Source organism: Pseudomonas sp. PA-6-3C, assembly GCF_021605825.1.
Classification (GTDB): domain Bacteria; phylum Pseudomonadota; class Gammaproteobacteria; order Pseudomonadales; family Pseudomonadaceae; genus Aquipseudomonas; species Aquipseudomonas edaphica.
Genome location: NZ_WKDV01000014.1, coordinates 1 through 12,315, shown reverse-complemented (window position 1 = coordinate 12,315; position 12,315 = coordinate 1). Strand labels below are relative to the sequence as shown.

General features: G+C 59.7%; 11 protein-coding genes and 1 pseudogene. 9 read left to right on the top strand and 3 right to left on the bottom strand.

Annotation, left to right across the window (positions count from 1 at the left end):
- The first annotated feature begins 91 nt into the window (after positions 1-91).
- From GIW48_RS11740 to GIW48_RS11725, 4 genes are all read left to right on the top strand, one after another.
- Positions 92-2,041, top strand: a complete 1,950-nt coding sequence (locus GIW48_RS11740) for a DNA topoisomerase III (RefSeq protein WP_236462147.1) — start codon at positions 92-94, stop codon at positions 2,039-2,041.
- Between the two features lie 132 nt (positions 2,042-2,173).
- Positions 2,174-2,614, top strand: a complete 441-nt coding sequence (locus GIW48_RS11735; protein ID WP_017135016.1) for a CBS domain-containing protein — start codon at positions 2,174-2,176, stop codon at positions 2,612-2,614.
- 8 nt (positions 2,615-2,622) lie between these two features.
- Positions 2,623-3,468 carry an NAD-dependent protein deacetylase gene (locus tag GIW48_RS11730; RefSeq protein WP_170038749.1) on the top strand — a complete coding sequence of 282 codons (846 nt, stop codon included), beginning with the start codon at positions 2,623-2,625 and terminating at the stop codon, positions 3,466-3,468.
- A gap of 605 nt (positions 3,469-4,073) precedes the next feature.
- Positions 4,074-4,403 carry a hypothetical protein gene (locus tag GIW48_RS11725; RefSeq protein ID WP_017135014.1) on the top strand — a complete coding sequence of 110 codons (330 nt, stop codon included), beginning with the start codon at positions 4,074-4,076 and terminating at the stop codon, positions 4,401-4,403.
- A 122-nt stretch (positions 4,404-4,525) separates the two neighbouring features.
- On the opposite strand, the gene GIW48_RS11720 is transcribed toward GIW48_RS11725, so the two are convergent.
- On the bottom strand, positions 4,526-5,428 hold the full coding sequence (locus GIW48_RS11720; protein ID WP_017135013.1) for a LysR family transcriptional regulator: 903 nt from the start codon (positions 5,426-5,428) through the stop codon (positions 4,526-4,528).
- A 133-nt stretch (positions 5,429-5,561) separates the two neighbouring features.
- Between GIW48_RS11720 and GIW48_RS11715 the strand changes: the two genes are divergently transcribed.
- From GIW48_RS11715 to GIW48_RS11705, 3 genes are read left to right on the top strand one after another with little or no spacing between them, the layout of a single operon-like run.
- A complete protein-coding gene (locus GIW48_RS11715) occupies positions 5,562-6,260 on the top strand; it encodes a CoA transferase subunit A (RefSeq protein WP_017135012.1) in 699 nt (232 codons plus the stop codon).
- A gap of 31 nt (positions 6,261-6,291) precedes the next feature.
- On the top strand, positions 6,292-6,951 hold the full coding sequence (locus tag GIW48_RS11710; protein WP_017135011.1) for a CoA transferase subunit B: 660 nt from the start codon (positions 6,292-6,294) through the stop codon (positions 6,949-6,951).
- 11 nt (positions 6,952-6,962) lie between these two features.
- Entirely contained in the window at positions 6,963-8,144 is a 1,182-nt protein-coding gene (locus GIW48_RS11705) for an acetyl-CoA C-acetyltransferase (RefSeq protein ID WP_017135010.1), read from the top strand.
- A gap of 244 nt (positions 8,145-8,388) precedes the next feature.
- On the opposite strand, the pseudogene GIW48_RS11700 reads toward GIW48_RS11705, so the two are convergent.
- Positions 8,389-8,795, bottom strand: a pseudogene (locus GIW48_RS11700) (PaaI family thioesterase).
- A 90-nt stretch (positions 8,796-8,885) separates the two neighbouring features.
- On the bottom strand, positions 8,886-9,971 hold the full coding sequence (locus GIW48_RS11695) for a DUF1615 domain-containing protein (protein WP_186617355.1): 1,086 nt from the start codon (positions 9,969-9,971) through the stop codon (positions 8,886-8,888).
- A gap of 145 nt (positions 9,972-10,116) precedes the next feature.
- Here GIW48_RS11695 and GIW48_RS11690 point away from each other — a divergent pair, with 145 nt between their 5' ends.
- Positions 10,117-10,731 (top strand): LysE family translocator, encoded by a 615-nt coding sequence (locus tag GIW48_RS11690; RefSeq protein ID WP_236462151.1) that lies wholly within the window; start codon positions 10,117-10,119, stop codon positions 10,729-10,731.
- 184 nt (positions 10,732-10,915) lie between these two features.
- Positions 10,916-12,315 (top strand): DUF6531 domain-containing protein (locus GIW48_RS11685; protein WP_236486582.1); only part of this gene is annotated, 1,400 nt, incomplete at its 3' end.

Below are 12,315 nucleotides of genomic sequence, written 5' to 3'. Positions count from 1 at the left end.
CAAATTGCTGTACATCCATACAGATAACAGTTGCTCAATTGCCTTTGACTGAGCATCCTGCAAGGCATCGACCCGATCTGATGTGATGACCATGCGGCTGTACCTCTGTGAAAAACCCTCCCAGGCCAAGGATATCGCGGCCGTGCTCGGCGCCAGTCGGCGTGGCGACGGGTGCTGGCTGGGTAACGGGGTCACAGTCACCTGGTGCATCGGTCACCTGTTGGAAACCGCCCCACCCGACGCCTACGACGCCAAATACAAGCGCTGGGTGCTGGCCGACCTGCCAATCGTGCCGGAAAAATGGAAGATGTTGGTCAAGCCCAAGACCGCCAGCCAGTTCAAGGCCGTCAAGCGTTTGCTCGGGGAAGCCCAGGAACTGGTGATCGCCACCGACGCCGACCGCGAAGGCGAAATGATCGCCCGTGAGTTGGTGGAGCATTGCCGCTATCGCGGGCCGATCCAGCGTTTGTGGCTGTCGGCGCTGGATGACGCCTCCATTCGCAAAGCCCTCGCCGCCCTCAAACCCGGCGCCGAAACCTTCAGCCTGTATCACTCGGCCCTCGGCCGCTCACGCGCCGACTGGTTGATCGGCATGAACATGAGTCGCTTGTTTACCTTGCTCGGGCGTCAATCCGGGTATCAAGGCGTATTGCCGGTGGGCCGCGTGCAAACCCCGACCTTGCGCCTGGTGGTGGACCGCGACCGCAGCATCGCCGACTTTGTGCCGGTGGCTTACTGGGCCATTGATGTCGACTTGCGGCATGAGCGCATGACCTTTACGGCTCAATGGCGGGCCGCTGAGGATGCCTGCGACGATCAAGGCCGCTGTCTTAACCCACAACTGGCTCGCGATGCTGCCGATGCGATGACCAACGCCGCCAGCGCCAGGTTGGTCAAACTGCGTACCGAACGCGTGCGCGAGGTGGCGCCCCTGCCCTTCGACCTCGGCACGTTGCAGGAAATCTGTTCCAAGAAGCTCGGCCTCGGCGCCCAGGAAACCCTGGACATCGCGCAGTCCCTTTACGAAACCCACAAAGTCATCACCTACCCTCGCAGTGATTGCGGCTACCTGCCGCTCAGCCAACACAGTGATGCGCCGAAGATCTTGGCCGCGCTGGCCCGCGCGGATGCGGCGGTGAATGAGTTGATACCGCATATCAACCCGCAACGCCGCTCGCGGGCCTGGAACGACGCCAAGGTCAGCGCGCACCACGGCATCATTCCTACGGGTGCCGGTAAGGACGTCGCGCAACTGGCCGGCAAACACCGTGCGGTCTACACGCTGATTCGCGCGCGTTACCTGGCACAGTTCCTGCCCAACCATGAATACGATCGCACCCAGGCGGATTTCGATTGCGCCGGCCAAGCCTTGCGCGCGGTAGGCAAAGTCATCATCGAGCCGGGCTGGAAACGCGCCCTGCCCGAGGCGCTGGCGCCTGCCAAAGGCCGTGAAGCTCCTGCACCGCAGGCCTTGCCGACCTTGGTGCAAGGCCAGAATTACGCGGTGGCCAAGGTCAACCTCAAGGACCTCTGGACCCAGCCGCCCAAGCCCTTCACCGAGGGCGACCTGATCAAGGCGATGAAAAACGTCGCCAAACTGGTGGAAGACCCACTGCTCAAGCAAAAGCTCAAGGACACCACCGGCATCGGCACCGAAGCCACCCGCGCGGGGATTATCCAGGGTTTGCTCGACCGGGGTTATCTGGTCAAAAACGGCAAGGCACTGTCAGCCACTCCGGCGGCGTTCAGCCTGATCGACGCGGTGCCTCGGGCGATTGCCGACCCAGGCACCACCGCGATCTGGGAGCAGGCGCTGGACATGGTGCAAAGCGGTGAAATGAGCCTGGAAGAATTCGTCGCCAAGCAGGCGGCCTGGATGAGCAAACAAGTGGCACGCTGCAATGGCATGCGCATGACCATCACCGGCCCAGCCAGCCCGGCAGGCCGAGGTGCTACGCCGTGGAAAAACAAGCGCAAGGCTGCACCGCGCAAGACGACAGGCGCTCCAAAGCGGGCGAAAAAGCCGAAAAGTGCCGGCTGAATAGCGAAATAATCCGGCGAATGACGTTTTTCGACGGGTTTAACGCCGCTTTGGGCCTTGCGGCGCTGTAGCCCGTCTAGGATTCTGTAAGGGACTCGCTGACTTCCTAATAACAACACCGGAGTGGCCGCCATGAAAACCGTTGCACAACTGCTCAAAGCCAAGGACCAGAAGAACCAGGACGTCCATACCATTCAATGGGACCACACGGTCTTTGAGGCGCTGGTGCGGATGTCAGAGAAAAACGTCGGGGCCTTGCCGGTGGTCAAAGACGGCGCGGTTGTCGGAATCATCAGCGAACGTGATTACGCCCGCAAACTCATCCTCAAGGGACTCTCTTCGGTTACCACAAAGGTCCATGAGGTGATGAGTTCACCGGTCATCACCGTGGATACCCATAAAAGTGTCGAAGAATGCATGAACATCATGACCGACAGTCACTTGCGCCACCTCCCAGTGGTCGAAGACGGCGAACTGAAGGGCCTGCTGTCCATCGGTGACTTGGTAAAAGAGGCCATTGCCGAACAGACCGACTTGATCAAACAGCTGGAGCAGTACATCCGCGGCGAATAGGGGAACCCATGCTCGATACGCTGGACCATCAAGAAAACCACCTCGACACCCTGTACCGGGCCATGGCTGAACGACGCTTTTTGGTCTTGACCGGTGCAGGTATCAGCACGTCATCGGGCATCCCGGATTATCGCGACAGCGAAGGCGTGCGCCGTGGCAAGGCGCCGATGATGTACCAGGAATTCCTCGCCACCGCGCAAGCGCGTCGCCGTTATTGGGCACGCGCCATGCTGGGTTGGCCACGGGTGCGTATTGCGCAGCCGAACCAGGCTCATCTGGCGCTGGCCACGCTGCAGCAGCGTGGCCGTATCAGCGGGCTAATCACGCAAAACGTCGACACCCTGCATGATCAGGCCGGCAGCCATGATGTGATCGAACTGCATGGCAGCCTGCATCGTGTGCTGTGCCTGGACTGCCAGCAGCGCAGTACCCGCGATGTGATTCAGCGGCAGATGGAAATCGACAATCCTTACCTGGTGCAGGTCCACGCGGTGCAGGCGCCCGACGGTGACACCCTGCTCGATCCGACCTTTGAAGAACGCTTCCAGGTTCCTCGCTGCCCCCATTGCAATGGCGAGCGCTTGAAGCCAGACGTTGTGTTTTTTGGCGAGAACGTGGCACCGGCTACGGCAGCCAGGGCCATGGCCGCCGTGGGGCATGCAGACGGGCTGCTGGTGGTGGGTTCTTCGCTAATGGCCTATTCGGCGTTTCGCCTGTGCAAGGCGATGGTGGAGCAAGGCAAGCCGGTAATTGCCATCAACCTGGGCAAGACCCGTGGGGATGAGCTGTTGCAGGTGAAAATCCAGGCGTCATGCGAGCGGTTGTTGCCCCTGCTCGCCGAACGACTGAGTTAGCAAAACCACCGAAAATCCAACTGTGGGAGCTGGCTTGCCTGTGATAGCGGTGTATCAGTTAACAAGTCTTTGGCTGACACACCGCGATCGCAGGCAAGCCAGCTCCCACAGGGATTGCGCGTTGGATTGGCTATCTGCCCACCACGACCCACCGCACAAAAAATGACGCCCAAGTCACGTTTTCCCGCATTCTCCCGTCCCCACAGCAATTTATGTAGTGACTAAAAATAATCACTACATAATCGTTGACGTAACCTTTTTGTCCTTGCATTATCGAGACGTCTCCCGGATCGGGAGCGTTGGTAACACGCGTTTTGAACAAGCTCGTCTGACCGCCGAGCTGTTTTTTCCGGATGTGCACTGCCCACAAGGCAGATTGATGAAGCTGACCGGCCCGCAAGGATCGGTACAAGGAGCTCAAACGCTGCTTGTCTTCGTGATGAAACCATCACGTAGCCGCTCATCAGCAAGACTACATGCATCAGGTTCAAGACCCTGCCCGTATTCGGCAGACCGTTACTGACGCCCGGTTTTCGCAACCGGAGACAACTAAGCAGTTTTAACGAACCAACTGATAGATCGCCAACTGGTCAAGGGGCTTACACATGAATCTGAACAACCAACCAACTATCGATGAATTGGCTGAGATGTTCGCAGCGCAAAAAGACAAACTCGACGACCATATCCTGTGGGTTGGCAAGTCGGGCGAAGTCAAAATTGACTGCCTGGCGCCCCACACCGAAGAAGCCGAGTTTGACCGCACTCACCGTGAACTTGCGGCGCGCCTGAAGATGTACCGCCGCGGCCAGGGTTATGTCGGCAAGAAAGCGGCGGCCGATCGAAACTTCATTGAGCAAGTATTCGACACACTTAACAATGCCTGGGCATCTTTCAAGGATAACTCGCAAGTTAAAGTGATCGACCGCTACTACTAAGTAAAACTTGCCCACTGTGGGAGCTGGCTTGCCGGCGATAACGGTTTAACTGCCAACACTTTTGTTGAATGTTAACTGGCTATCGCAGGCAAGCCAGCTCCCACATTTGTTTTGTGGCACGCTCAAAACGTCGGGAAACGTCCCTTCGCCGCTTCGTCGCGAAAAATATCAAACAACACCTGCGCCGCCGCCGACAGTTCGTGACCGGGTTTGGTGAGCACGCCAATCGGCCGCTCGATCACCGGATCGCTCAAGGTGATGCAATGGGCGCCCGCCTCCTCCATCTGGCGCGCGCATAGCGCAGGCACGGCGCTGACACCCAGGCCACTGGCAACCATCTTGCCGACTGTGGCCAATTGATGACTTTCCAACGCCACCGGCAATTTCATCTGCAAGGCCCCAAGGTGCTCCTCCAGCATCACGCGCACCGTCGAGGGCCGTTGCAGGGTGATGAACGGGTGTTCCAACAGGGTTTTCCAGTCGACTTCGGTACATTGCGCCAAGGGCGAATCACCGGGCACCACCGCAATAAACCGGTCCAGGTATAAAGGCGTGAATGCCAGGGACGAACCTTCGGATGGCTCGAACGCCACGCCCAACTCCACTTGGCGATCGCGGACCATTTCCAGCACCTGTTCATTGATCAGGTCATGCACCGTCACATTCACCTGCGGGTAACGTGCGCGGAATATCTTAAGAATCGGTGGCAGCAGGTTGCCCGCAAACGAAGGCATCGCCGCCACGGTGACGCGGCCACGCTGCAGGGTGAAACGCTGACGCAGTTCGTCTTCGGCATTGTCCCAGTCGGCAATCAACCGGCGCGCCAACGGCAGCAGCGATTCACCTTCAGGCGTCAGTGCGACGTTGCGGGTATTGCGGCTGAACAGGCGGCCGCCCAGGCCCTCCTCCAAGCCCTTGATGGTCAGGCTCAGCGCCGATTGGGAAAGGTGCAGGCGCTCGCAGGCGGCGGCAAAACTCAGGCTTTGGGCCACGGCGAGAAAGGCGCGCATCTGTTTGACGGTCATGAGGCTGCTCCGGGCGGCGATTGGACTATGCTGTTTTCTAAATCAATCAACCTTAAAAAACAACTTAACAAATCAATCCGTCGGCGCAACACTCAGTTCATTGGCTGGCCCACAAACAATAAAAGAGGTGCATATGGCAGGTTTCGATAAACGCGTGGCGTCCTATGAAGAAGCACTGGCAGGCCTGGAAGACGGCATGACCGTGCTCTCCGGTGGTTTTGGCCTGTGCGGCATTCCAGAAAACCTCATCGCCGAGATCAAGCGCAAAGGCACCCGCGACCTGACCGTGGTTTCCAACAACTGCGGCGTCGACGGGTTTGGCCTGGGTGTACTGCTGGAAGAAAAGCAGATCAGCAAGGTAATCGCCTCCTACGTCGGTGAAAACGCGCTTTTCGAGAAGCAACTGCTCAGCGGCGAAATCGAAGTGGTGCTCACGCCCCAAGGCACCCTGGCCGAAAAAATGCGCGCAGGCGGCGCCGGCATCCCGGCCTTCTTCACCGCCACCGGCGTCGGCACTCCGGTGGCCGAAGGCAAGGAGACCCGCGAGTTCAACGGTCGCCCGTACCTGATGGAAGAGTCCATCACCGGCGACTTCGCCATTGTCAAAGGCTGGAAAGCCGACCACTTCGGCAACGTCATCTACCGCCATACCGCGCAGAACTTCAACCCGCTGGCGGCTACTGCGGGCAAGATCACCGTGGTCGAAGTTGAAGAAATCGTCGAACCGGGCGAGCTGGACCCGGCGCATATCCACACCCCAGGGATTTACGTCGACCGAGTCATTTGCGGCACCTTCGAGAAGCGCATCGAACAGCGCACCGTCCGCAAATAATCCGCCAGCCCAAATAATAAGGAGACAACACATGGCTCTTACCCGCGAACAAATGGCTCAACGCGTCGCCCGCGAAATGCAGGACGGTTTCTACGTCAACCTCGGCATCGGCATCCCGACCCTGGTGGCCAACTACATCCCCGAAGGCATGGAAGTGATGCTGCAATCGGAAAACGGCCTGCTCGGCATGGGCCCGTTTCCCACCGAAGAAACCATCGATGCCGACATGATCAACGCCGGCAAACAAACTGTGACCGCACGCATCGGCGCCTCGATCTTCTCCTCTGCCGAGTCCTTCGCAATGATTCGCGGCGGGCATGTCGACCTCACCGTGCTCGGCGCATTTGAAGTGGACGTGCAAGGCAACATCGCGTCGTGGATGATCCCCGGCAAGCTGGTCAAGGGCATGGGCGGCGCCATGGACCTGGTGGCCGGTGCAGAAAACATCATCGTGATCATGACCCACGCGTCCAAGGACGGGGAGTCCAAACTGCTCAGCCAATGCAGCCTGCCGCTGACCGGCGCCAAGTGCATCAAGCGCGTGCTGACAGACCTTGCGTACCTGGAAATCGAAAATGGCGCTTTTGTCCTCAAGGAACGCGCACCTGGCGTCAGCGTTGAAGAGATTGTGAGCAAGACCGCCGGTAAACTGATCGTCCCGGACCACGTTCCAGAAATGCACTTCCAGTGAGGACAGATTCCATGCAAGACGTCGTGATTGTTGCTGCCACCCGCACCGCCGTGGGCAGCTTTCAAGGAGCGCTGGCCAGCATTCCGGCACCGGAGTTGGGCGCGGCCGTGATCCGTCGCCTGCTGGAGCAGACCGGTCTGGACCCGGCTCAGGTCGATGAAGTGATCCTCGGCCAGGTACTGACCGCAGGCAGCGGCCAGAACCCGGCGCGCCAGGCCTCTATTCTGGCGGGTCTGCCCCATGCGGTGCCGGCTTTGACCCTGAACAAGGTCTGCGGCTCGGGCCTCAAAGCCCTGCACCTGGGTGCCCAAGCCATCCGTTGTGGTGACGCTGAGGTGATCATCGCCGGCGGCATGGAGAACATGAGCCTGGCGCCATACGTATTACCCGCTGCGCGCACCGGTTTGCGCATGGGCCACGCCAAGATGCTCGACAGCATGATCACTGACGGCCTGTGGGATGCGTTCAACGACTACCACATGGGCATCACCGCCGAGAACCTGGTGGACAAGTACGGCATCAGCCGTGAAGCCCAGGACGCCTTCGCCGCCGCCTCCCAGCAGAAAGCCGCCGCCGCTATCGAAGCCGGCCGGTTTGTCGATGAGATCACTCCGATCCTGATTCCACAGCGCAAGGGTGATCCGTTGTCCTTCGCCGTGGATGAGCAACCGCGCGCCGGCACCACAGCCGAGTCGCTGGCCAAGCTCAAGCCCGCGTTCAAGAAAGAGGGTAGCGTCACCGCCGGCAACGCCTCCAGCCTCAATGACGGCGCCGCCGCTGTCTTGTTGATGAGCGCCGAAAAAGCCAAGGCTCTCGGCCTGCCGGTGCTGGCGCGTATCGCCAGCTACGCCAACGCCGGCGTGGACCCTGCGATCATGGGCATCGGCCCGGTCTCGGCTACCCGCCGCTGCCTGGACAAAGCCGGTTGGAGCCTGGGTGACCTGGACCTGATCGAAGCCAACGAAGCCTTCGCCGCGCAATCTCTGGCGGTGGGCAAAGAGCTGGAGTGGGATGCGAACAAGGTCAACGTCAATGGCGGCGCCATCGCCATCGGCCACCCGATCGGCGCCTCAGGCTGCCGCGTGCTGGTGACCCTGCTGCATGAAATGATCAAGCGCGACGCCAAGAAAGGCCTGGCCACCTTGTGCATCGGCGGCGGCCAAGGTGTAGCCCTGGCCCTCGAGCGCAGTTGATCTAAAGAGCAACAGGCTAATTGTGGCGAGGGAGCTTGCTCCCGTTGGGCTGCGCAGCAGCCCCTGTCGACAAGAGCAACATGAGAAAAGGCTCGATTCCACGAAAAATCGGGCCTTTTCTTTGCCCGGTTTTCCTGAAAAAAAACAATACTCATGTGGGAGCTGGCTTGCCTGCGATAGCGGTGTATCAGGTAACAACTGCTTGGCTGACACACCGCTATCGCAGGCAAGCCAGCTCCCACATTTAATCTTCATCGTCAGAGTGAGGTACCGCAAACACCGCATTCGCCCGTGCCACCACCTTGTCCCCCACTTGCAGGCTCACGGTGGCAAACGCCATCTGCCTGCCACGCTTGTGGTGCTCCACCCCACCTGCACGGCACCCAGGTAGTCCAGGGTCATGCTAGCGGTTATCAGCGGTAACGGCGGTTCGCTGGAAAACGCCATCGCATAGCCCATGCCGACATCCGCCAGCGTTGCCAACACCCCACCGTGCACCGTGCCGCGCCCATTGGCGTGGCGGTTGTCGGCACGCAGGCCGATTTCCAGTTGCAACCCTTCACCCCGGCAATACGCCGGACCTAACAGGTCGAGCAACGGGCTGCTGCGTGGCAGCGAGACAAAGCCTTCGGGCACGGTGTAAGTGATCATGGCGAGCTCTTCCTTGGCCAAAACACGAGGTGTACCCCAGCCTCCCCAAGTTCACCATCAAGATCAGCCTAGCCAATGATCAACAATCAGCTAACGCTTCATGCAACGCTGATAGCGCTCATCCACACGCTTGGCAAACCACGCGGTGGTGAGGTTGCGGGTGATCTTCGGACTCTTGAGCACGATGCCCGGCAAAATCGCGCGCGGCACAGGCTTGCCGGCAGCTTTGTCGGCCAGGGCAAATACGCGTTTGTAGAGGGTGGTTTCTTCGAAGTCGAGCTGCTCGCCCTTTTCCAGCTGGCTGCGGATGCTGGGGTTGCGCATATCCAGCTTCGCGCCCAGGGAACGCACCGCCAACTCGGTGGTGCCGGGCAGCAGTGAGCCATAACGAATCAGGTCCCCATCCAGCGCCAGCTCGGTGCCGCTGACTCGGCTGACAGCAGCCTGGAACGCGGCATTGCGGCTGGCATACCACCCCGCGTTGAAATCGGCAAAGCGGTACAGCGGCTGGTCGTAGCTCACCGGGTAACCGAGAAGATGCGTGATACCGAAGTACATGCCGCCACGACGGGTGAAGACTTCGCGACGAATTGTGCCATCCACGGTGTAGGGATAATCGCGGGCGTGTTGCTGCGCAAAATCGATGCTGACCTGCATGGGGCCGGCGGTGTGCACCGGGTTAAAGCCGCCGAACAAGGTATTACCCAGGGGCACCATGCTGATGAAATCGTCAAAAATGCTGCTCAAGTCCTTCTCTGTGCGCGCGGCATTCAAGCGCTCGGCGTAAGTCTTGCCGGTCGGCGAACGCAGTTGCAGCGTGGTACGCACCACAAAGGCCGGCACATGGACCTTGCCGGCGCGGCGCAGGATTTCATCCTGGGCGATCTTGCCCATGTTCGGCACCGGCGGGTCTACCTGATAGGTGGACTCTTGCTCGGTCACCGCCAGCACAGCGCAGATATTTTCGCTGCTGGGGTAGATTTTCTGGGTGTCGAAGGCAGTGTAGATGTCTTTGGCCCAGCCGTTGCGGTCCGCCACCGTGGCCGGTAACAGCCGCACAATCTGCGCCTTCACCTCGGCCTCGCTGCGCTCAGGCTGCTGCGGGCCGCGTGGAGTGGAGCAGCCGGCCAGCACCAGCAAGGTGGTGAGGCACAGGATCAGGCGGCTTGAATACATGGGGTTTCCTTGAATAACGACGGGCCGGTTGTGCGGATATCGACAGGTAAGTCTAACCGGGGTTCGCCGACCTGTTGCACTCGCCAGTTATCACTGAACGTGACAGGATCGGTCATCGACCATTCGTACAAGGAGTTTGAATGCCATGCTCAGCCTGAACTTTTTCGTCACCTGCCTGATCGTCGTGCTGATCCCCGGCACTGGGGTGATCTTTACCGTGTCCACCGGCCTCACTGCCGGCAAGCGTGCCAGCCTGTTCGCCGCGTTGGGCTGTACTGCCGGGATCATTCCCCACTTGCTCGCATCGATATTGGGCCTTTCCGCCCTGCTGCATACCAGCGCCCTGGCCTTTGAGGCGTTGAAATTCGCTGGGGCGGCCTACCTTTTGTATCTGGCCTATGCCACCTGGCGTGACCGCTCGGCCTTCGTCATGAGCGACACACCAGCGGTCGCGACTGCACGCAGCCTGATGCTGCGCGGCTTTCTGCTGAATATCCTGAACCCCAAGCTGACGATTTTCTTCCTGGCCTTCCTGCCGCAATTCGTCACCCCCGGCAGCACGGCGCCCGCTGTGCAGATGCTGGTACTAAGTGGCGTTTTCATGGCGATGACGTTTGCGGTGTTTGTGGTGTACGGCCTGCTGGCCAATGTGTTTCGCCGTGCCGTGATCGAATCGCCACGGGTACAGAATTGGTTGCGCCGCAGTTTTGCCGCAGCCTTTGCGGGGTTGGGGTTGAACCTGGCGTTTGCGCAGCGCTGACAAGAACTAGCGAAACCTCCTACCCAACACCCGGATAAGCTCTACAGATCCTTCCTGAAAACCGCTGCAAAGTCCTTCGCCTGATCACACAGTGCGAGGGATTGCAGATGGTTTTGTTAGTTAGAGCCCAGGCCAAAGGGGCTAGCGCTTGAACCCGGCCATTGGCAGGCTGGCCCTGACCCCAATGGACGTGAAGACGGTCGACGTTGAAAGCGTCTTCCGTGATTTTCGCGAATGCCTGAATACCTTTGACGAATGGGCGTCGAGCTTCTGGAGCTTCTCGGCGCTGGATGTCGAGCAGGTGTTCAAGGTCGGGGATGAGGTGGCGCTGGTCGCCCCGATCAACCGCTCCATCATTCCCAGCAGCACCGTTGCCACGTGCCAGGCCAATGGCACATTGACCCTGGTGCATATGTTCCAAAGCAAGCGCTTCGTGCCTATCGGCAATACGCCGGTGGTGCTGCAACGCGTCGATCCCAACGGCGGCCCATTGGGCGAGCCGATCCACCACACCATCGGCCCCAGCGGCATTCTCGAAATCACCGAGTGTGATCGTAATCAATCGTACCGAATCAGTTTTTATCCCGATGTTTCCAAAGATCACGTCAAGGCACTGTACGCGTCTTATCAGACAGTGATTGCGGGGTTGGAAGAGCGCCTGCGTAAAGCGTGGAACGACACCTTCCAAGCGCAGTGGAGAATTTATACCGACGCCAAACCGCTTGATCAACGCAGGATGCTGGAGAAAGCGGCTCTCAATGGCATGGGCACGGCGCTCTACACCCTTTGGGACAACTTGACGCAGTTGTTTGACATGTTGGCGGACATCAAACCCAACAGCGAAAAGTTGCTCAAGTACATCTCCCAGGCCGAGCTTGATGAGCTGCTGACACTCAGCAATGACGCGATCGCCAACGGCCTGCTGGTACTCAGCGATGAGCCGCTGTTGTTCATTTACGTGTCGGCGATGGTCAGCTGGATGCGCCTGCTGCCGCCGCAAGACATGCAGGAGCTGATGGGCGAAATCACCGGCGAGGTGTTGATCAACTTGCTGTTGATTCGGGCGACGGCGGGCATGGGCGTGGCAGTACGCCTGGGCACTCAAGTCCTCGGGCACATCAAGTCCGGACGGGCGCGGAGTTTGCTCGAGTTGCTGGCAAAACAGCATGTGGGGCCGACGTTGGAGCCACATGTAGCGGCGGTTAAACCCTTGTTGCTGAGCAGTGCCCCGACGCCGATCAAGACCGTGCCGGTTGCGCCGCTGAAGGCTGGGGATCAGTTGGTTGCCAACCCGGTGCCGGCGGTGCGCGGCAAGACGCAGCAGACCGCGTTGGTGCGCCAGGAACCTGTGGATGATGTGCCGGCTTCGGGCAAGAACCTGAACGGCGATGCGGCGGCCCCTGCGGACAAAACCGTCACCCACGGTTGCCCCGTTTCGATGGTCACCGGCGAGGAATTGCTGACCCTCACCGATGGCACGTTGGACGGGATTTTGCCGTTTGAGTGGACGCGGGTGTATCGCACCAGTGCGGTGGAAGTGGATTGCGGGTTGGGGTTTGGCTGGAGCCATTCGCTGGCGCAGCG